Annotated in this window: 15 protein-coding genes; 3 read left to right on the top strand and 12 right to left on the bottom strand. The window is 39.9% G+C overall.

Annotated elements, in window-relative coordinates; translation table 11 throughout:
- Positions 1-112: 112 nt before the first annotated feature.
- The 12 genes from A5N88_RS19055 to A5N88_RS19000 form a co-directional block, all read right to left on the bottom strand.
- Positions 113-1,732 (bottom strand): glycoside hydrolase family 13 protein, encoded by a 1,620-nt coding sequence (locus A5N88_RS19055; RefSeq protein ID WP_066268914.1) that lies wholly within the window; start codon positions 1,730-1,732, stop codon positions 113-115.
- Positions 1,733-2,435: 703 nt separating this feature from the next.
- Positions 2,436-3,440, bottom strand: a complete 1,005-nt coding sequence (locus tag A5N88_RS19050) for a LacI family DNA-binding transcriptional regulator (protein ID WP_066268910.1) — start codon at positions 3,438-3,440, stop codon at positions 2,436-2,438.
- A 234-nt stretch (positions 3,441-3,674) separates the two neighbouring features.
- Positions 3,675-4,619 (bottom strand): mannose-6-phosphate isomerase, class I, encoded by a 945-nt coding sequence (gene manA / locus A5N88_RS19045; protein WP_066268909.1) that lies wholly within the window; start codon positions 4,617-4,619, stop codon positions 3,675-3,677.
- A 106-nt stretch (positions 4,620-4,725) separates the two neighbouring features.
- Positions 4,726-5,952: an MFS transporter gene (locus A5N88_RS19040; RefSeq protein WP_066268906.1), complete on the bottom strand. Its 1,227-nt coding sequence runs from the start codon at positions 5,950-5,952 to the stop codon at positions 4,726-4,728.
- A gap of 55 nt (positions 5,953-6,007) precedes the next feature.
- A complete protein-coding gene (locus A5N88_RS19035; protein WP_066268904.1) occupies positions 6,008-7,000 on the bottom strand; it encodes a zinc-dependent alcohol dehydrogenase family protein in 993 nt (330 codons plus the stop codon).
- Between the two features lie 5 nt (positions 7,001-7,005).
- Positions 7,006-9,528 (bottom strand): beta-mannosidase, encoded by a 2,523-nt coding sequence (locus A5N88_RS19030; protein ID WP_066270690.1) that lies wholly within the window; start codon positions 9,526-9,528, stop codon positions 7,006-7,008.
- A 146-nt stretch (positions 9,529-9,674) separates the two neighbouring features.
- Positions 9,675-10,742, bottom strand: a complete 1,068-nt coding sequence (locus A5N88_RS19025) for a BtaManbiosPhlase (protein ID WP_066268902.1) — start codon at positions 10,740-10,742, stop codon at positions 9,675-9,677.
- Between the two features lie 35 nt (positions 10,743-10,777).
- Positions 10,778-11,722, bottom strand: a complete 945-nt coding sequence (locus A5N88_RS19020) for an MTP-1 family protein (RefSeq protein ID WP_066268899.1) — start codon at positions 11,720-11,722, stop codon at positions 10,778-10,780.
- Complete coding sequence (locus A5N88_RS19015) at positions 11,719-13,326, bottom strand: glycoside hydrolase family 13 protein (RefSeq protein WP_066268897.1); 1,608 nt, start codon at positions 13,324-13,326, stop codon at positions 11,719-11,721. Before A5N88_RS19015 ends, A5N88_RS19020 begins: the two co-directional genes overlap by 4 nt.
- A 19-nt stretch (positions 13,327-13,345) precedes the next feature.
- Complete coding sequence (locus tag A5N88_RS19010; protein WP_066268896.1) at positions 13,346-14,182, bottom strand: carbohydrate ABC transporter permease; 837 nt, start codon at positions 14,180-14,182, stop codon at positions 13,346-13,348.
- Entirely contained in the window at positions 14,169-15,047 is an 879-nt protein-coding gene (locus tag A5N88_RS19005) for a carbohydrate ABC transporter permease (RefSeq protein WP_066268895.1), read from the bottom strand. Before A5N88_RS19005 ends, A5N88_RS19010 begins: the two co-directional genes overlap by 14 nt.
- Positions 15,047-16,375: an extracellular solute-binding protein gene (locus A5N88_RS19000; RefSeq protein WP_066268893.1), complete on the bottom strand. Its 1,329-nt coding sequence runs from the start codon at positions 16,373-16,375 to the stop codon at positions 15,047-15,049. The genes A5N88_RS19005 and A5N88_RS19000 overlap by 1 nt, the downstream gene beginning before the upstream one ends.
- 453 nt (positions 16,376-16,828) lie before the next feature.
- Here A5N88_RS19000 and A5N88_RS18995 point away from each other — a divergent pair, with 453 nt between their 5' ends.
- The 3 genes from A5N88_RS18995 to murB all read left to right on the top strand — a co-directional run bounded on the left by A5N88_RS18995 (position 16,829) and on the right by murB (position 21,621).
- A complete protein-coding gene (locus A5N88_RS18995; protein WP_066268889.1) occupies positions 16,829-17,854 on the top strand; it encodes a LacI family DNA-binding transcriptional regulator in 1,026 nt (341 codons plus the stop codon).
- Between the two features lie 531 nt (positions 17,855-18,385).
- Entirely contained in the window at positions 18,386-20,173 is a 1,788-nt protein-coding gene (locus A5N88_RS18990; RefSeq protein ID WP_066268886.1) for a glycoside hydrolase family protein, read from the top strand.
- A 488-nt stretch (positions 20,174-20,661) separates the two neighbouring features.
- Positions 20,662-21,621, top strand: a complete 960-nt coding sequence (murB, locus tag A5N88_RS18985) for a UDP-N-acetylmuramate dehydrogenase (RefSeq protein ID WP_412733826.1) — start codon at positions 20,662-20,664, stop codon at positions 21,619-21,621.
- Positions 21,622-21,692: the final 71 nt, after the last annotated feature.

Raw genomic sequence — 21,692 nt, 5'->3', positions numbered from 1 at the left:
ATTCGGTAAACTAAGTAAAAACCGAGGATGCTTTCGCACTTTAAAGCGAAGAAGGGGTCAGACCCCTTCTTCGCTTTAGTGCATTAAAGATAGCAGCCTGTACCCCTTTTTATTATTCGATTTGATAGATAAGAGCATGGTAGGGTTCCAGTGCTAAGCCTTTAGCATTTTCCGCCTGTACATGTGGATAATTGGTGAGGATCACTTCTTTGAATGCATATGCAAGTTCGTCCGGCAGTGCCGCTTCTGCTTTCTCCTCAGAAACGTTTAGCAGCACCAGCCATTTTTTATCTCCCAGCTGTCGAGTATAAGCGTAAATTTGTTTATGTTCCTCCAGAAAGGTTTCATAGTCTCCGTACACCATCACTTCATGTTCTTTGCGAAGCTCAATCAGCTTTTTGTAATAATAATAGACAGAACCAGAATCCTCTAACACCTTTGCAGCATTAATTTCCGTATAATTCGGGTTGACCTTAATCCACGGACTGCCGCTTGTAAATCCGGCATTCTCCGAATCATCCCATTGCATCGGGGTTCTGGAATTGTCCCTGCTTAAATGCAGCAGACTTTCAAAAACCTCCTGCGGGTCTCTGCCCTTTTCTATTTCTTCTTTGAACTTATTTTTCATGGCAATATCATTGTAATCCTCAATGGAAGGAAAACGGACGCCCGTCATGCCAAGCTCCTCCCCCTGATAAATATACGGCATGCCTGGCAGTGTATGCAGAAGCGTAGCAAACAGCTTTGCCGACTCCACACGAAAGACAGTGTCATTTCCAAAGCGGGTGACAAGACGCGTATGGTCGTGATTGTTCAAAAACTGTGAATTCCAGCCTTTTCCCCACATTCCTTCATACCAGCGCTTTTGTATTTCTTTAAAACGCTTCATATCCCAGTGGGCCATGTAATCGCAAACCTCGAAATGAAAAAGAGTATCCAGTTCGCCGCGGTCTTCTCCAACATACAATACACCATCTTCCGGATTTACAAACGGTATTTCCCCAACCGTAAACACATCATAATGCTTTAACACTTTTTCATGCATTTCATGGAGGTATTCATGGATACCGGGATTGTTCCCCAAATATGAAATATCCTCTGGCGTTTCGGAATCAGGGAATCCATCCTGTTTTGCCAGCAGATTAATAACGTCCATGCGAAAGCCGTCTATGCCTTTATCGAGCCAGAATTTCATCATGCGGTAGATTTCTTCTCTTACTTTGGGATTTGCCCAGTTTAAATCAGGCTGTTCCACTGCGAATGAATGGAAGTAGTACTCCTCGGTTTTCGGATCAAATTCCCAGGTAGACGGGGTAAAATACGAACGCCAATTATTCTTCGTCCTTCTCCAAATATAGTAATCTCTCTTTGGATTGTCCTTTGAAGACTTTGATTCTATGAACCATGGATGCTGATTGGAGGTATGATTGACGACCAAATCCATAATCAGCTTCATGCCGCGATCATGCACTTCTTTTAAAAGCTGCTCGAAGGTATCCATTGTTCCCGCCTTTGGCATAATGGAGCGATAATCAGAAATATCATATCCATTGTCCACATCCGGAGATCCATAGCAGGGATTGAGCCAAATAATGTCAACACCAAGACCCTTGATATAATCCAGTTTCTGGATTACGCCTTCTAAATCTCCATAGCCGTCCCCGTCCGTATCGTAAAAGCTTCGCCAATACACCTGGTACACCACTGATTCTTTCCACCATGTTTTCTTCATTTCTGTCCTCCCCTTTGTCGTTGGTTTGCCTATAGTACTATCGCAATCCCCTTACTTAGCAATTCAGGCTCTTGCAGTCCATCCCATCCTTAATTTCCTTCCTCTAAACAGCTTGTCCGGCTAGTTGATGTAAAAACTTTATTCATGTAAAGGCTGCTTCTGAACCTTGTCACCCTTTTAACTGAGTCATTGGCAGTGCCCTGATTGTCATGCTGGTTGATTTACACTTCAGGCACTCGCTTTCCGCGGGCAGTTGGGGAGCCTCCTCGTCGCACACTCCTGCGGGGTCTCCCCTAACTAGCTTTTCCCGCAGGAGTCTCGCGCCCTCCGCTTCAATCAACTTTGTTTCATTTTCCTATTTGGTTTAACTGAGTTATTGGCTTCAGTCCTCGTCATCCTGCTGATTAATTTCCACTCCAAGACACTCGCTTCCCCGGGTGATTGGAGCCAATACGTGCACACTGCTAGGGAGACGTCTCCATAAGATTTTTTCGGCCTTGCGCTCCAAAATTAAACATTAATCTTTAACACAAGGCTTTTTACTGCCATTCCTGCAGGCTTAGTGCAGCCCGCTTATTCTTTTATGAATACGTTACCAAATTTGAGCTCTGTACAAAAGTAGGGACCTGCCTCTATGGTGGCCCATCCCGCGATGAGCACTTTCCCGTCACCTGAAGGGCAGGCTTTTCCCCTAGAATTTTTTTTATATACGAGTAACGGTTTCTCTTTCTTCGATTGTATACGGCATCAGACAGCTTTCAGCAGTTTCTCCTGTATTCATCATAGAAAAAAGCATCTCAGCCGATTTGTTGCCCATTTCGTATAATGGCTGGCCAACGGCAGTAAGAGGAGGAGTAGACATCTGAGCTAGTCTGGTATTGTCATAGCCGATGATGGATAGGTCCTCCGGAATCCTTATCCCCCGCTTATTGGCATACGACATGGCGCCGACAGCCAGTTCATCACTGCTCGCAAAAACGGCCGTCACCTTCAGCGGGTGATCGACTATTTTTTCCATCGCCATCATGCCGCTCTCATAACTGAAGTCCTGAGTGGAAACAATGAGCTCCTTCGCTTCTTCATCGCCTTCTGCATTTAGTGCAGCTCGGTAGCCTTTAATCCTCGGGACGCCTGCGATCGGATCTTCCGGACTGCCCGCTATCATAGCAATTCTTCTGTGTCCCTGTTTAAGCAGATACTCCGTGGCAGCAAAGGATGCAAGTTCATCGTCTACTTTTACAAAAGGGACGGGATAGTCCGGTGACATGGTAGAGACCAGGACGATCGGCACCTTCATATCTGACATGACTTTATAATATTCATCCTTTAAATATTCACTTACAAAAATGATGCCGTCTACCCGTTTTTCAGCCAAAACCCGCAAGTACTTAAGCGTTCTCTGCCCATTGTTATCTGTGTTGCAGACGATAACACTTGAGCCAAGCTCATGTGCATAGTCGTCAATTCCATTCAGAATTCTCGCGGCAAACATATCTAAAAGTGTCGGCATTAATACACCGATGGTATGTGTCCTTTTACTTACAAGCCCCCTGGCAATCGCATTGGGCTGGTATCCAAGTTCTTCAATTACTCTTAACACCTTTGTTTTCGTTTTTACCGAAAAGCCCGGCTTATCGTTTAATATTCTGGATACGGTAGCGATGGAAACATTGGCCTTCTTCGCTACATCCTTAATGGTAGGATCCATATCTTCCCCTTCTATCTGTACACAATTTAGTCAGTTCGCTTCCTAATGCGTTTTCATAATACTTCAAGTCATACGCATCGTCAACTAACAATCAGGAAGATAGGCCTGTGCCATTATTACTCCATCGAGGTACAGCACTAATGCAAAGAAGGGGTCTGGCCCCTTCTTTGCATTACCAATCTAAAGTACAAAAGGGAGCCAGACCCACGTATCCAAAACAAGTAAATTCATTTTTTACGTATGGGAAACAATTAATTCGCATTCTCCATCCATTTCTAATTCTCCCAAACCAACAGGAATTATAAGATGCATACCCTTTTCTAAACCATATTTATTCCCACTTACACGAACAGTTCCATTACCCTTTATGACGCTGAGAAGCAAATATTGATCATTAAATAAAAAACAAGATTTCCCATGGATGTTCCATTTATATACTGTGAAAAACTTCGATTCTATGAGAGTAGTAATCCTCGCGTTTTCTTTTATTTGTACTGTAGGATTACTAACATGATTTTGATGTGGGACAACGGTCACATCAATCGCTTTTTCCAAGTGAAGATCTCTCAAATTCCCTTCCGAATCTCTGCGGTCATAATCGTACACGCGATAAGTTGTATCGGAGCTTTGCTGCGTTTCCAACACTAAGGTACCTTCACATAATGCGTGAATCGTACCGCTTGGAACATAGAAAAAGTCGCCAGGCTTGATCTTCACTCTTCGTAATAATTCATTCCATTTCCCTTCGTTGATTTGCTGGATTAATTCTTCTTTTGATTTAGCATTGTGACCAAAAATCATATCGGCGTCTTCTTTGCAGTCAATGATATACCAGCATTCCGTCTTTCCTAACTCTCCATTTTCGTTGACCATCGCATAGGAGTCATCAGGGTGAACTTGAACCGATAAGTCCATATTTGCATCTAATATCTTTGTTAATAGAGGGAAAACCTCTTCCTTCGGATATCCAAAAAGCTCGGGGCGCTCTTTCCATAGCTCGTCCAATGTCATTCCTTCAAACGGTCCGTTCGCAATAATGGAAGGTCCATTTAGATGCGCAGAAATAGCCCAGCATTCCCCGGTCTTATCCGTTGGAATCTCGTATCCGAATTCCTTTTGTAATGCGGTTCCGCCCCAAATCCGTTCTTTAAATACCGGTTTTAAAAATAATGGCTGCATGTGTTTACCTCCAGTAAAGAATTTTATTTTTCTTGAAGTGCTTGATGTGCAAGCAGAAGTGCTCCGGTACTCTAAAGCATCATCACCTAAGCCAGGACTCACAATATTATTTTCGAGAAGTAATAGGCGCTTCACGAAGCGGCTTCTTCCATATAAAATACAAAGCAGGAATCATGAACACGTACACAATCGGAAAAAGACTAAAGGAAACAGGTAAAAGCTGCTCGATATTAAAGTATTTTCTTAAAGCTAGAAACAAGAATACACCGATAATTCTTCCTATGCCAAGTGGTATTTCGCGAATAATAATATAATCCAAACGCTTGTCTTTGTATTGTGGATCCTTTTCAATCGATTCATAAATCATGGTGTTCATTGAGGTAGTAATCATATTCATTGCTACTGGCTGAATAATGGAAAAAACAATCAAAAAAATGAAGACAGGCAGGGCTGAAAGTAAAACAGAACTGAATAATAAACTAATCGAACCGATTGCGAAAATAGTAATACGAAAGTCTGAGTTAGAGAATTTAGCGAGCACAGCAAAAGCTATAATGGAAACAATTTCGGCGGCTGTATTAAATACACCCAAGCTCATTTCTCCACCTGCCACTTTAAACATAAACATGGTAATTAAAAAAGTAGTATACACTCCAGATACAATTCCATCGGCAAACATTACCTTATACATCTTCTTCCACTCTTGAGAAGGATTTCTGATAACTTCCCAAAAATAGCTTTTAGTAGCAACCGAGTTTCCTTTCACTTTTAAAGAAATAAAAAATGAAAGGATAAAGAAAACACTGGTTGCAATAAAAATGATATAATACCCGGTCATCCCCTTAAATTGCGAGATTATAATCCCGGCTAGAAGAGGTGCGATTACTCCCCCGACAGTGAATAGAATTCCTTGTATGTATAAAAACTGATCCCGCTTATCATTCGTTGTAAGATCCAAAACAGCCATATGCACACCTACATAATATAGGCTCATGGCAAATCCATTCGAGATTCCTAGTAAAAAGATATGATGGCTTAATGTATTATGGAAAACAAGCATGATTAAATACGTAATAAGATAGAATATAAACCCTAAACGCATCGTAATCATCGGACTTGTCTTCCTAGCCAGCCATGCACATAGCCCAAAACTAAAGATGATAGCAACGGACCAATACAAGCTATAATAGGCAAGCAGCGAATAGGTCTTATCTAGTTTCCACAGGAATACACTTTGAAACACACCTGACAAAGCCCCTCCAAAGGAAAAAAAGGTATTCATGAGTAAATAAAACTTCAATTCCGTGGAAAAAGATTTAAAAATAGCAAACATCCAATTTTTTCTCCCTTTTTTAAAAAGCAGGTTTTACTCTGACGACCTCCTCAGGCTAATAGACAATGATACCCTTTGAAATCTTTAGGTTAGGGTAATCAGCCATGGCCGAAGGAATCTCTTCGATTGTAAATCGATGAGAAATGAGTGAATGAACATCCACTACTTTTTTTGCAATCAGTGAAATGGCTTCTTCCTGAGTAAATGGGTTAATGAAAGAGCCTTTGATGGTAAGTTCCTTTGAAAAAATTTCAAATGGTGAAACTGAGATGGTTGTTTCCGGCCTCCCCACCCCAAAGAGTAATACCTGGCCACCTTTTGCAGCTGATTTTACTGCAAGTTCCATACTTTCCGGTCTCCCCACACATTCAATGACAACGTCTGCCACAAGGCTTGTAGCATTCATCGGATGAATCACTTTATCCGCCCCCAGATGATAAAGAAGCTCTTTTTTATTTTCAGCAGGTTCACTAACAATAACGGAATGGACATTCTGTTGTTTTACCAACTGTAAAAATAATTGTCCGATAAATCCGCCCCCAATGATGAGCACCTTACTTAAGGACGACAAGTGAATTTTCTTAAAACCATGCAAGACACACCCTAACGGCTCAACAAGAGCCGCCTCTTCAAATGACATTTGATCTGGGATCTTGTAACAATTTGCCGCTGGTACCTTGCAATACTCTCCCATGCCGCCATCTCTTGTTACCCCTACCGCCTGAAGATGGCTGCATAGATGAGCCCGGTTGCTGCGACAAAACTCGCATGCTCCACAAAAGATATTAGGATCAATCGAAACTCGGTCGCCTTTTTGTAAGTTAGATACCTCAGTTCCTACTTCAACTACTTCTCCAGCTAATTCATGTCCAAGAACGATCGGTGGCTGAACCTCAGCTGATCCAGGATGTCCATGATAAATATGCTGATCGGTTCCACAAATCCCACAGCTTTTTACCTTTACGATGACTTCCTGAGGAGATGGCGCTGGATATTGCCAATCCATCACTTCCATTTGCTTTTTTCCTTGGAAAACCGCTGCCTTCATCCTAATCATCCCTCCGCTACTATGGTTTTTACACTATTGATTGCTTTTACTCGTAATGATTCCCAAGGAATTTCTTTCCCCTGCGCCTGCTCAACCTTCATCGTTTTTGTCTCACCCGGCAGCAAATCAAAGAAATTATCCTCGATCACCAGCTGCTCGATATCCATTTCAATCGTTACCATGCGGGCTAGCACGTTAGTCGAAACGGACAGCTCATTCTTCTCCCGATTAATTTCTACGCTTAATTCCGATTCTCCCAATCCCATATCCTTTTGATCACGGAAATAATAAATATTTTCATAGGTTTTATTATTTTTTGAACGGATGATCATAACAGCCGATTCTGGCGGAAGTCCGCGTAGAGCTTCTTGTTCCATGATGACATCCACTTTTTTAGCCACATTTGCCTCAATAGAAACCGACCACTGCGTTGAAAATACTTTTTCACCGTTAAAATCGTAAACAGCAAGCTCAATTTCGTCCTCATAGTTCTCTAGTTTGTCATTCACCACCCAAATGCTGATATCCTTTCCAGGCACATGATCAAGCGAAAGCAGAATTGGGCTGAAGAATTTTCTTGCATAATGATAAGAAGCCTTTGGCAGTAAATAATAATCAATAACAGACCAGCTAGTACCCGGCCAGCAGTCATTTAACTGCCAAAATAATGCCCCGCTTGTATGAGGCTTATTACGGCGATAATGTTCAATTCCAAACTTTAAACCTTCAGCTTGCGTTAACATTGAAAAAGAAATGTACTCATCCAAATCCCCCGGAACCCCTGTGTATCCTTCCATTAACAAAATTCCTTTTGGATGATGGATATCCTTATTGCGGTACGCCAATTCTTCGCTTCCCCAGAAGAATTGATCCTTAGGGATATTTCGCTCTAATGTAAAACGGTTAGATGAGGCATGCATGCCAAACTCACTCGCAAAGGCAGTCGTATCCTTTTTAAAGTTTTTAAATGAAAGTCCTTCAATGGTATAATCCACAGTCTGCGGCTCACCAAACGTTCTAGGCTCAATATTTCCGTGCCATACCTGCCAATTATGCGTGTCGCCCTGTTCTCTCGAGTTGTGGTCATTCCCTCCAAACGGGGAGCTCGGCCAAAATAGTCTGGTTGGGTCGAGTTCCTCCAGCAATTCCGGCATTAATTCATGATAAATTTTTTCCCCATAAAAAGGATGAGTAATTTCACCCGAGGAAAACAAGGCTTCATAGAGCCAATCATTTTCATTGTTACCGCACCAGATAGCCAGGCATGGATGATTCCGTAGCCGTTTTACCACATGTGCTACTTCTTCACGAACATTCGCCATAAAATTTTTGTTGTAATCGGGATATAAGGCGCATGAAAACATAAAGTCCTGCCAAACCAATATCCCGAGGCGATTGCACTCTTCATAAAAAACGTCTTTTTCATAGATACCGCCGCCCCATACGCGAAGCATATTCATATTGGCATCTTTCGACATCTTAATTAAATGCTTGTAACGAGAATCGGGTACTGATCCTATAAAACTATCAATCGGAATCCAATTAGCACCTTTAGCAAATACCTTTTCACCATTTAAAACAAAGGTAAAACAATGATTTCCCTCTTCATCTCGTCTCTGTACTTCAATGGTCCGAATTCCAAAGCTTTCACATCTTTCATCAATCCTAACACCATCAGCAAACAGTTCGATGTTTAGTTGATACAGATTCGGCTCCCCAATATCGTGTGTCCACCATAGCTTTGGATTGGTCACTTCTACTTTAGCTGTTGCTTTTTTTCCATTTACTTTTACTTTAGTGGAAAAACAATCTTCCTCATTTGCCAGACTGATCATTGCCTCATATTCTTTTTCTTTTACATGCTTACCAATTTCAATATCCACTTCGACTATTGCTTTTTCAGGAGAAATAGATATCGTTTTCGCAAACACATGATCAATTTTGGCAAAGGTTCTTTTCTTTAAACAAACATCCTTCCAAATCCCCGCTGCAACTAAGCGCGGACCCCAATCCCATCCATAATGGCTTTGAGCTTTTCGCGTCCAGATCCGTTTCTTGCTAAAACCAGACCAGTAATATTGGACCTTTTCTTTCACATGAACATGTATCGGATCAAATTTAACAGCTAATGTATTTTTCCCTTTTTTTAGCTCCCGTGTCACTTCAAAGGTATGAGCAATAAACATATTCTCAGTTGAACCAATCTCGACACCGTTTAGGTAAACCGTTGCAAACGTATCAAGTCCCTCAAAAATCAACTCATATCGATCTTCTTTTTTTATGTCATCATGAAATTCAAATGTGTTCCGATACCACCATACCTTTTCCTCTACCCACTGGCATTTCAAATCATTATGTCCGTAAAATGGATCTTCAATTAGTTTTCGTTCTATCAAGGTGGAATGTACATCCCCCGGTACTGATGCAGTCATCCAAAAATAATCAATGTATTCAGGAGAAGCCACTTCAAGATCACGAGAGGTCCCCACATCAAATTGTCGTATTTTCCAGTTATTATTCAGTTTCATTGAAACGGCACCTGCCTTATTTATTCGTTCTATCATTTTTTTTAAAGATAAAGAGTATCTATTCAATAAAAAAATCTCTTATTTCAAGGGAAATAAAAGCAAAGGCCAAAATCGAGTAGTCCGATCTTGGCACTTCAATGTAACAATTAATCTATATAAGTCAATGAATCAAGGATTTCTTGTAAACTTAGCTCTGCACAAGCCATCGATGTATCGGCAACACCGTAGAACATCTTAACAACATCACCTTCAACAACAGCGCCGCAAGAAAAGACGACATTTCCAAAGAACCCTTCCACTTCATAAGCGGCTTCAGGCTCAAGAATTGGTTTGTCACTACGAGCAATGACTTTCGTTGGATTTTCCAAATCTAGTAGCACGGCTCCCATACAATAGCGGTGATCCTCAGTCGCACCATGGTAAAGCTCTAACCAGCCTTTTTCCGTTTTAAATGGAACAGCACCTCCGCCCATACGCGCACTGTCCCACATACCTGGACGCAAACCTAGCAAATGTCTGTGGTTGCCCCAGTGTAAAAGATTGGTAGATTCAGCAATCCACATTTCTGGCTCCCCTATAGCTTTTGGAACAGGACGATGGATAGCATAATATTTTCCATTTATTTTTTCAGGAAAAATTAACACATCTTTATTTTCAGGAGCAAAAATCATCCCATGATGTTCGGTTGTCACAAAATCTTTCGTTGAAACCATAGATTCGCCAACCCCAGCCGGTGAAACAGCACTAAAATAGATATAATACGTATCTTCTATTTTTGTAATCCGCGGGTCTTCAATTCCAAAGGTTTCTAATTCATTGGATGGGTAAACAAACGGTTTTTCATCAATAGAAAAATGATGGCCGCCATCCTTGCTGCGTGCAATTCGAAGGTATGCTAAAGAGGTTAAATACTCAAAACCTTGTGTATCCCCATTTTTTCGAATCACGCGAGGATCTGAAAAGTCGTAACTAGGATCATTTAAATGAAAATCCAAAATCTCCAGTTCATTTGTTTGTGGATTATAAATTGGTGCTTTGACTACATTAGGATCTTCACTGATCGGGCGTTCAGCAACACGAAGAAGCATGATAATTTCGTCGTTATAGGTTGTTACCCCTGCATTAAATGCTCCAATTACTTCAAAATCAGAACGATGCGGTGTTACATCCGCTGGTGTGACCAAAGGGTTCTCTTCATATCTGTATGCTTTCATTTTATAGACTCCTTTTTATTGGAATAAAATCGGAATTACTGCTCGTATTGTAAAAACGGATCTTTAATTGTCATTTTTTGCGCTTCGGCATCACTAATTCCTGCATAAAAATCGGCCATCCCATCCGGTTTTCGAACCAATCCGCCACTAAACACCACATCTAACAAGTCTGGGCGCTTCGCTGCGCCCGGAAGGAAATCACTTCTTGTAGCGATTAACTCCATATCAGAAAATTCACCTGTTTCAGGATTTAGCGCAAAGACCATTGGATAATAATGCCGATTCTCTTCCTTATCAAAAGAAGCAATATGCCCTAATACTCCAATGAGGCCGTTGGATAATAGATGAGGCTCGTTCGCTCCCCCCCACTGTTCTTCAATAAACTGTCCTTGAAGCAAGGGAGCCTCGTTGATCAAATCAATCGTAAGTTCCTCTAAAGAAGAGATACGAGTCCAGCCAATTTTACCTCTCCCGCCTTTTTCACCTTGTGGTCTTGTTAGCACCCCGATACTTCCATCTTTTAGCTCAATAAGGCGAAGGTCTTTCATTCCGTCTGGACCTTTTGCAAATTCTTGTAAGCTAGATATGGTTTTACCTTTGTAAAATACAGTTCGCCAACCAAGTGCTCCTTCAATTGTTGGATGAGGGAATATTTGGACTCCTCCCAATACTAGTTCACCGGCTATTCTTGTAAAAAAAGGATCCTGCAATTCAAATACAGGAGTACCCTCCCGAGGAACCCACTCGCCATTTCGCTCAACAAAGAAGTAAACATTGGAGTGTTCGCTGTCGCGCGACTCCACCCGCCCAGCAATGACAAGCTCGCCATTATCGGCAAACGGTGCGGTAATATTATAGACATCCTTTTCACCAATGCCCGAAAATACAATTTTCTCTTGATTGGCTGGTTTTGCTTTGGAAGCGAACTCCTTTAAAAGCTCTTCACATGTTTTAACATTCCCTTTCGTTAAAACGGTCATATTTCTGTTTCCTCCTTTAGAATCATCACTTCATTTGCTAAAAGCGTTAGGACTTTTCCGCTTGCAAGGAACTTTCTCTTTGTCGAGAGCAGCAATTTCACATCTGCCCCCAATTGAGCTCCCATATCAAACGTTCTTGATTCACCACTAAAGTTCAAAACAACTAATACTTTTTCCAAATCATCCGTTCGGACAAAGGAGACCAACCCATCTTCATTCCGTAAAAATTCATACTCTCCTAGTCGTAATGCAGAATGTTCCTTACGCAGCTTCAACAAGCTTTTATAAAAAGAAAGCATCGAATTCGGATCATTTTGCTGGTCTTCCACATTGATTTTGTAAGCATCACTCGGAATCGTGATCCATGGAAGATGCTCTGAAAAGCCGACATCGGAACAAGAATTCCATTGCATCGGGGTACGTGACTTATCCCGGCTTTTTTCATTTGCAATCGCTAATGCTTCAGCATAAGTTTGATCCGATTGTAATGCCAGCTTATACGCCATCAAACCTTGAACATCCTTCATTAAAGTAATGTCGTCCGTCAGCCAATCTCTCATGCCAATTTCATCGCCATAATAAAGGAACGGAACACCCTTCGCCGTCAGCATTAAGGTCGCAACTAGCTTCGCCCGGTCCTCGGAGCCGCCAAAACGTGATATATAGCGGGACATATCATGGCTGGAAAAGAATAAAGTTGGGAATTGTACCTCTGAATAGACTTGCTCCGTTTCTACTATTCCTTCAAAGAGTCGATTAACATCAAACTCTTTAATACTTCCAATATTAAAATTAAAGACAACATCCAGTTTATTCAGCCCGGAATACCGTTTCAGAATCTCAAGGTCCTCGGAGCCAACTTCGCCAACAAGGAATTTATTAGGGTATTGATGCACAAATGCGGCAATTTCCTCAACAATGGTTAAAATTCCTTCTTGGTCTTTATCGTACATATGGTTTTGTTCTTTATCAGCATCATAAGGATTGTCTTGAAACGAATCGTTCACCTTTAAAAAGTTGATGACATCGAGGCGGAAGCCATCGATTTCCTTTTCAAGCCAAAACTTCATGACATCAAACATCGCAGCTTTCACATCAGGATTTGCCCAATTTAAATCTACTTGTTCTTTTGCAAAGGCATGGTAATAATATTGGTTCGTTGCCGTATCATAATCCCATGCAGTGCCGCCAAAGAAAGATTCCCAGTTATTTGGTTTATCTCTCCAGATATACCAATCACGTTTTGGGTGATCTTTTGAAGACTTTGACTCTTGGAACCATGGATGCTCCGAAGAGGTGTGATTCAGCACCAAATCAGCGATTACCTTGATCCCCCGCTGATGCGCTTCTTTGATAAAAACTTCAAAATCATCCATCGTTCCATAATCGGAATCGATATCATAGTAATCAGCAATGTCATAGCCGTTATCAACCTTAGGGGAGGGATAAAAGGGCGTTAGCCATAATCCCTCAATCCCCAGGTCATTTAAATAATCAAGCTTTGAAGTAATTCCGGCAAAATCGCCGATTCCATCTCCATTTCCGTCTTTAAAGCTTGGCATATAGATTTCGTAAAAAGTTGATTGCTTCCACCATTTTTCCATTTCGACAGATCTCCTAGTATTATTTAAGGGTAAATTGCATTCCTTCTTGGAATTTTTTCGAGAAGATCAAGAAAATAATAATGATCGGAAGTGTTAATAAAACAGACGCCGCATACATCGGACCTGGATATCCGCCATATGGACCGAACATTTGCGATAAAAGGACGTTCAGCGTTAACATTCCATCGCTCTTTGTAACTAACATATCCCACAAGAGTTCTGTCCATCTTTCCATAAATAAAAACAAGAAAATAACGGTGGTAATAGATTTGGACATTGGCAGCACGATTTTGAACATAATTTGCAAATCACTGGCACCATCTAATTTTGCCGCTTCAATGAATGTATCCGGTATTGCCTTGAAGAAGTTCGTGTACATAAAGACTGCCCATAAACTAAGTGCTTTCGGCAAAATCATTCCCCAATAACTGTCGTACATTCCCATCTTTTGAACAACGAGAAAGGTTGGAATTAACAAAATGATAGCCGGAAAAAACATTTGAAATAATATAAAGTTATTAACGGTATTTCTTCCCTTAAACGGAATTTTTGCTAGTGCGTAAGCCACCATGACCCCAGTAACCATCATTAACAGCGTTGAACCTGCTGAAACGATAAAGCTGTTTAAAAAGGCATGAAGCCAAGGCCTCGGGATCACATCTTGTCCTCCGCCTAATAGCCACTGATACGATTTCAAAGTAAAATGTGTCGGTAAAAGCGTCTTATCTACTTGATCCCAATCAGCAAACGAACTTAGAACCATGTAAATATAGGGGAAAATCATAATCAGTAAGAGAACAATCGCAATGAGGTACCGAAACAATAATCCCTTTTTGTTTTTGTTAGACCCAACCATTTCGTTTCCCCCACATTTCTAAGAACTTTCGAATAATAAAGATAGAAACAAACGTCACGATGGAAGCAATAATGGCCACTGCCGATGCATAACCCGCTTGAAGATTGGTAAATGCTCGAGTAAAAATCTCCATTTGCCATGTATTGGTTGCGAAGTTTGGACCACCGCCGGTTAATTGATAAACCTCTGTAAAAATCCCAAAGGTTACACCGATTGCTAAAATTAAAACGGTATATAATGCAGGATAAAGAAGCGGGAACGTAATTTTCCAAAAACGCTGCCAAGGGGTTACCCCATCGATCATCGCCGCTTCATAAACCTCATTGCTAATGCTCTCGAAGCCGGAGGTTAAAATCAGAGCGTAATACCCGGTAAATTTCCAGGCGATGATAAAAGCAACAACAAACAGCGCAGAAAATGGTGTTCCAAGCCAGTTGATATCAAGGCCTAGTGAATTTCGTAAAAATTCATTCAATGGGCTATTGTAAGATAGGAGCCCTTTTACGATTAACGACGAAACAACTCCTGACGCTAAATAAGGAAGGAAAAATCCAATTAAAAATAGTCCTTTAAATTTCGGTAATCCATGAACGATTAAAGCAACAATAATAGACGATGCAAGAACCAAAGGCACAAAAACAGCCATAAATTTAAAGGTAACGAAAAATGCCGCTTGTACACCTGGGCTCTGTAAAGCCGTAACATAATTGGCAAAACCTTTGAAATTAAAAGTTGGAGAAATTAAATTCCAATCAGTAAACGATAAGAAAAGTGACCAAATAAGCGGTATTAGAAAGAATACGAGCCCGTATATAAGATAAGGACTGGCAAAAAGCCAGCCCAACCTCCCTTGTTTTGTTCCCATTATTTGAGAGCCCCCTCAATGGCATTCTGCATATCAGTCCATGCAGCTTTCGGATCTTTTTCACCCTTAACAACTGGATTGAATGCCTGTTGACCAATCGCTGTTTGAACATCATTATATTTTGCATTATCCATCGATGGAATTGCATATGGGATAGCAGCTGCATACGGCTGTAATGCTGGGTTTTTATCAAAGAAAGACTTAAATGCAGCGTTTGTTGATAAATCATCACGAGCAGGTGGTAAGTCTGTTTTTTCAAGCCATGTCAAATCATTTTTAGGATTTGAATAGACCCATTGAATAAATTTCATTGCTGCTTTTTGTTGCTCTTTTGTTGCAGAAGCGTATATAACTAAACCTTTTGTATCAGCAAACGTATTAACCTTCGAAGTATCCGTTCCATCTGGAACTGGAGGCGGTGTCAATGCATACGTTTTATTATATTTCATGTTCGGGAATTGGTTTGCCCAGTAAGGAATTGTCCAAGGACCAACAGCCGAGAAGATCCCTAATCCACTTTCAAACGGATTTTGGGCTTGCCTTGTTAATAATGCGTTATCCTTATTCAGGTCATTCATCAATCCAAGTACTTGTTGTCCGGCTTTTTCATCACCTGTAAATTTACTACCTTCAACAAATTTGTTACCATTGGATGCTGCATTATATAACATGAAGAAATCAAACCATCTTTTCCAGCCTGTTGGATCAGCAAGATCGGCATTTGCCCACACATATTTGTTAGGGAACTTTGCTTTTAATTTCTTCGCCACATCTAGCATTTGACTATATGTTTTTGGCGGCTCGTTATAGCCAAGCTGTTTTAAAATATCAATTCTCCATCCAAACAACATTGCATTGGAGTAGATTGGCAATACATATTGATGGCCGTCAGCAAACTTCCAGCCCTTCATCGTGTTTTCCATATTTCTGCTTTGTATTACTTTATCAAATCCATCTACCTGATCTAATGGAACAAGTGCTTTACTATCAGCTAATTGAGCAGCAAATCCACGATTAATGTTTTCAGACATAGTTGGTGCACTTCCGCCAGCAATCGCCGATTGAATACTTGCTTCTGATGTCGGGCTTTCCTTCATTGGGCTTACATTTACTTTGATCTTCGGATTCTCTTTTGTAAATTCAGCGGCCATTTCTTTCCAATATACTTGCTGCGGCGGGTTTGGAGCTGCCCAGAATTCAATGGTTGTAACCCCGTTTTTTGAAGTACCAGTTGTTGTTGTACCACTATTACCAGTAGAGCAAGCTGCAAGTCCACCTAGGGTAAGCGATGCAGCAAAAAATACTGATGCCACTTTTTTGATTTTCATCCTATTCCCTCCATTTAATAGCATTTCCACACTTTAAAGGTAAATATTTAGTTTAGTAAACAAAGTTTACTTAAAAACTATTATTATAGAAAAAACTTAAATCTAGTGATGATTCAAACAAAATTGATGATAACGCTATCATTATCCTTCAAAAAAAAGTAAAATGATCATTGTGAATATTAATCTAAATATTCTTGTGTATTAATCCCTCATCCCTCAAAATATTTAACATTACATTCCACAACGTAACGCTACAATTAACATTACAACGTTATTATTACAGTATATATTCGTAATGTCAACCTTATTTGTAATGAAAAATTTACAAATTAACCATACAATCAACTTAAATATTTTATAAAAGGCTATTGAAACATTATACTTGTAACATTACAATAAAATTACAATAATAATTACAACTTATTTATAAGGATTAAGGGAGAACGTTTATATATGGAAAAGAAAGTGTCAATGCAAGACATAGCAGACCGTCTCAATATCTCAAAAAACTCTGTTTCTCAAGCATTGTCCGGAAAGCCAGGCGTAAGCGAAGAGACCAGGGGACTAGTCCAGAAAGTTGCGGATGAATTAGGTTATCAGTACCAAACAAATCGTAAACAAAATCAGTCTGAAAAAAACTCACCTAGAAATGTAGCATTAATTGCTTCTGAATATGCTTTTTCTCTTACAAGCTTTTTTGGGAAAATTTACTTAAGTATCGAAAAAGAACTTAGAGATCGGGGAATGAATTTATTTATTGAATCGATTAATAATGATTCCAAGGAAAATTTAATTCTCCCTGCTTTGCTAACCAATCACGAAATTGATGGAATTTTAATTTTATCTCATATCAGTACAGATTATATTACCAGTGTCATCGAGACAGGTATCCCAACCGTTCTAATTGATCATCATTCACCCTATCTGCAGGCTGATTCGATTTTAACGAATAACCGTTTTGGTGCGTATATGGCAGTAGAACATTTAATCCAATTAGGACATCGTGAGATTGCCTTTGTTGGAGAAATTGACTATTCACCTAGCTATCAAGAAAGATTAGAAGGCTATTTATTGGCATTAAATAAATATGAAATTAAGCCAAATCAAGATTTTATCTTTAAAAACGCCAAGGAATCCCCAGATGAAATGACGAAGGTTTTTGAAAATCTCCATACACAACCCACTGCATGGTTTTGCGTGAACGATGGTCATGGATTTCTTGTTACATCCTTATTGCAGCAAAAAGGCATACAGATTCCTGAAGAAGTATCTGTAATCAGCTTTGACAATGGACAGTTGTCACAAATTTCTACACCGAAGATTACGTCAATGGATATCGATTTAAATTACTTTGGCAAAAAAGCAGTAGAACAGCTTTGTTGGCGAATTGATCATAAAGATGAACCGATTCATGAAATCCTGTTACCAACCAAGTTAATTATTAGAGCGTCTACCGCGGAAAGTAAAAAATCAAATTAAAAGGGATACGCCGAGCTTACTTTTGCAAAAAAGTAGGCTTTTATTATATGTAATTTCCTAAATGTCGAAAACTCCTGTGATAATTCTGCCAAATATAAAATTTATTCCGCAGGTTCAATAATGAATCCGGCGTTTTCCCCTCAAAATTAATTCCATGTATTTTACTAGTAAATTCCATTTTCCTCACTATAAAAATCATTTAAACTTCGGTGGAGATTAACATACAATTGAAATGCTCATAACGAATACCCCACTTGTAATGTTACAAACTAATACAGATATAACCTAAGTACTACAACTAGTTACAAAGTCCGAAAATTCAAAAAGTAAATTGACTTACTAATTACACACAATATATAATTTTGTTGTTAACAATTGGTAACGTTACAAATTAACGTTGTAATTATAACGAAATTCTTGTTAACGCTTCCAAGAATTATAGAAAGGAGTAACACCATAAACCCTCTATTGAATATAAGGGATACTTTTTAAAGTAAATGACTAAAAAAATGACATGTGGGAGAGATAGTTTTGAAGAAAATTAACATTTTACTTTCTTTCATTCTTTTATTTTGTTTTGCAGTACCGGTGTCCGCAAAAGAGTTAAAAAATCCCGGAATAAACATTAATTTATCCCATCTCAACTTTTTAAATGAGAAAGTTAAGATTGATGGTAAAGACATGTTAATCACACATGTTTATTCTGAATACCCTAACTATCAATGGGTAGATGCTCCAGGTGAGGGAATTGCTTGTGTAGATGACACTGCACGTGCAGCTGTAGTCTATTTGAACGACTATGAACAGACGAAAAACCAGGATTCTCTTACTAAAGCAAAATTGGCTTTAAACTTCGTCATGCACATGCAGGCTTCTGATGGTGAATTCTATAACTTCATCAACAAGGATCTGTCAATTAATAAGGATGGCCCTACTAGCATAAAATCATTTGATTGGTGGGCTGCAAGAGGAATGTGGGCATTAGGCTATGGCTATAAAGTATTTAACAAAGTTGATCCACAATATGCCAAAGAATTGAACAATAGCTTTTTGCTTGCAAATAACGCTCTGCAAAAGAAAATAAACCCAAATTTCGGAAAATATTCGACTATTCACGGATACCAAATTCCTGCATGGATTGATGGGTTCGATGCGATGTCAAACGCCTTATTAGGTCTTTCAGAATATTATTCTGCCAGCCCTAACCCTATTGTAAAAGATTCAATGATAAAACTAGGAGAAGGATTGGAAAAATTTCAGTTTGGTAGTTTTGATGATTATCCATATGGTGCGCATCTTGATTGGAGCGGATCCCCCACTTTATGGCATGCCTATGGAAGTTCACAAACTTTCGCACTAGCTAAAGCTGGTCAAGTTCTACATAAAGAGCAATGGATCCAATCTGCCAAGAAAGAGGCGGATTATCTTTTTACTCATATTCTTGTTAACGGCATGATTAATGAGATGGCGCCTACGATGGCAAAAGACCAGCAAATTGCATATGGAGTTGATATGCTTGTACAAGGATTTTCAGAACTTTCAAAAGTAACTCATGACAAAACATATGCGAATTATGCAGGTTTAGCAGCATCCTGGTTTACCGGAAACAATGATGCACAGTTTACAATGTATGATCCAAAAACCGGGAGAGGCTATGATGGTTTAAACGGAGTTACGAAAAAAGTGAACATGAATTCCGGCGCAGAATCAACGATTGAAGCTCTTATGGCTTTACAAGCTATTCGTAACAACCCAGATGCGCAAAAATATTTGTATGCTAAGACAATCGAACGCCATACTCAAAGTGTTTTAGAAGCAGAGAATTTCTTAACATCACAAGGGAATCCCCAAATAATAACGCCTCAAAACCAATGGACTGGAGATGCGAGCTATAGCGGGAACATTGTTGGCTTGCTTCCTGGGGACGGTCTTAAAACAACCATACAAAGCAACAAAAAAGAAGATGTTCTTCTGTATGCAGTAGTTGAAAAGAAATACCTTCCTCAAGGTTCACTTTTCTTGGATATATACGTAAATAACAAGTTAGTAGGAAGTTCCAATGTATCTGATTCAAAGGATACTGACTATTTGACACAGATTAAAGTTGGTAAATTAGCCACACTTAATAAAGGCAGCAACACTGTATCTGTATCACTTCGCGGCAGCCAAAATATAATGGTAAAATTAGACAATATCATTATCCAACCTGCAATAGAGTCAGCACTCTTCCAAACTGATCATCATACATTTATCGAGATAGACCGTGACTTTATTCACAAAAAAATATTGTTAAGGAATTTTATAAAAAATGACCATTAAAATTCTTTAGGCTATTATTTTCTTATCATTTCCGAGCTCACTTCTTTTGAAGGTGGGCTTTTTTACTATTTGCCATTTTATGTATCCATCATTCAACCGGCAAAGTTGAAGTATGCACTCAGTTCACTAGCTATTTTTTCCGATGTCCCCGCCATGTGCAGGAAACATCCCCTTTCAGGGTGTGCCCCTAAAATGGATATACTCATCATTCGAATCGCTTCACGTCTTCTTTCAAGCTGGTCTCACGATATTTTTCAATTATATATTTCCGATTGATTCATATATGGACCAGGGAAACCACCCTTTTAAAATTTGTTGGGCGATGGTCTTTATTTGAATCGGGAGCCCCCTTTAAATAAGGGCCCATTTCGGGTATGATAGTAAAATGAGTTGTATGACAACTAAGAGAAGACAAAAGGATTTTAACTCTGCAAAGCATTTGGGCATATACTGTTGGTAACCGGCAGGGGAAACGACATCGATTGATTATGTTGCAAGGGAATGATTCTAAAATGGATATCCAAAAGATTTACGATAAATTGTCAAAGATCATTGATAAAAATAATATTAAAACAGATGAATATTTGCGTAACCATACGTATACAAAGCTGGGAGGCAAAGCAGATTTGCTTGTCACTCCAGCCACCTATGAAGAAGTACAAAGCCTTGTACAATTTTCAAATAAAGAAGCTGTTCCGTTCACTTTACTAGGAAATGGTTCAAATCTAATTGTGAAGGATGGGGGCTTAAGAGGCATTGTCATCCTGCTCAAAAACTTTCACCAGATTACAGTGGAAGGAAACCAATTAAAAGCACAAAGCGGTGCAGCCATTATTTCTGCATCCCGGAAAGCACTGGAAGCCCGCCTTTCAGGATTGGAGTTTGCCTGCGGGATCCCGGGAACTGTAGGAGGAGCCCTCTTTATGAATGCAGGAGCCTACGGCGGGGAAATTAAAGATGTCCTTGATTATGCGCTGGTAGTGGATAAAGAGGGGAATCTTGTAAAACGCATGGCGGCAGACCTTGCGCTTGATTATCGACACAGCAATATTTCAGAAAACGGCGATATCGTGTTAGAAGCTGTCTTTTCATTAACGCCAGGGAACTATGAAGAGATCAAAGCCGTCATGGATGATCTGACGGAACGCCGGGAATCCAAGCAGCCGCTTGAGTACCCTTCTTGCGGGAGTGTTTTTAAGCGTCCTCCAGGCTACTTTGCCGGAAAGCTTATTCAAGACAGCGGCCTTCAAGGCACGCGTATTGGCGGTGCGGAGGTATCGAAAAAACACGCAGGCTTTATCGTCAATATTGATAATGCCACTGCGACTGAGTATATTGCCTTAATCCGCCACGTACAAAAAACAGTAAAAGAAAATTTTGATGTCGCGCTTGAACGTGAAGTCCGCATAATCGGCGAGGATCCAAAGGAAACACTTGTCGAGGGCTAAGAAACTGCGTAATTCAATACAACCATCAACTCCAGCTGCTTTGGCTGGGGTTTTTATTTTCTGAAAATCGA

This window comes from Heyndrickxia acidicola, from assembly GCF_001636425.1.
Taxonomy (GTDB): domain Bacteria; phylum Bacillota; class Bacilli; order Bacillales; family Bacillaceae_C; genus Bacillus_AE; species Bacillus_AE acidicola.
Note: the sequence above shows the minus strand (reverse complement) of the source record. Positions and strands in the feature narration are given on the sequence as shown.

Coding starts and splice junctions, on each gene's coding strand:
- A5N88_RS19055 (WP_066268914.1), bottom strand. CDS start 1,732: ATGAAGAAAACATGGTGGAAAGAATCAGTGGTGTACCAGGTGTATTGG.
- A5N88_RS19050 (WP_066268910.1), bottom strand. CDS start 3,440: ATGGATCCTACCATTAAGGATGTAGCGAAGAAGGCCAATGTTTCCATC.
- manA (WP_066268909.1), bottom strand. CDS start 4,619: ATGCAGCCATTATTTTTAAAACCGGTATTTAAAGAACGGATTTGGGGC.
- A5N88_RS19040 (WP_066268906.1), bottom strand. CDS start 5,952: ATGTTTGCTATTTTTAAATCTTTTTCCACGGAATTGAAGTTTTATTTA.
- A5N88_RS19035 (WP_066268904.1), bottom strand. CDS start 7,000: ATGAAGGCAGCGGTTTTCCAAGGAAAAAAGCAAATGGAAGTGATGGAT.
- A5N88_RS19030 (WP_066270690.1), bottom strand. CDS start 9,528: ATGAAACTGAATAATAACTGGAAAATACGACAATTTGATGTGGGGACC.
- A5N88_RS19025 (WP_066268902.1), bottom strand. CDS start 10,742: ATGAAAGCATACAGATATGAAGAGAACCCTTTGGTCACACCAGCGGAT.
- A5N88_RS19020 (WP_066268899.1), bottom strand. CDS start 11,722: ATGACCGTTTTAACGAAAGGGAATGTTAAAACATGTGAAGAGCTTTTA.
- A5N88_RS19015 (WP_066268897.1), bottom strand. CDS start 13,326: ATGGAAAAATGGTGGAAGCAATCAACTTTTTACGAAATCTATATGCCA.
- A5N88_RS19010 (WP_066268896.1), bottom strand. CDS start 14,182: ATGGTTGGGTCTAACAAAAACAAAAAGGGATTATTGTTTCGGTACCTC.
- A5N88_RS19005 (WP_066268895.1), bottom strand. CDS start 15,047: ATGGGAACAAAACAAGGGAGGTTGGGCTGGCTTTTTGCCAGTCCTTAT.
- A5N88_RS19000 (WP_066268893.1), bottom strand. CDS start 16,375: ATGAAAATCAAAAAAGTGGCATCAGTATTTTTTGCTGCATCGCTTACC.
- A5N88_RS18995 (WP_066268889.1), top strand. CDS start 16,829: ATGGAAAAGAAAGTGTCAATGCAAGACATAGCAGACCGTCTCAATATC.
- murB (WP_412733826.1), top strand. CDS start 20,662: ATGTTGCAAGGGAATGATTCTAAAATGGATATCCAAAAGATTTACGAT.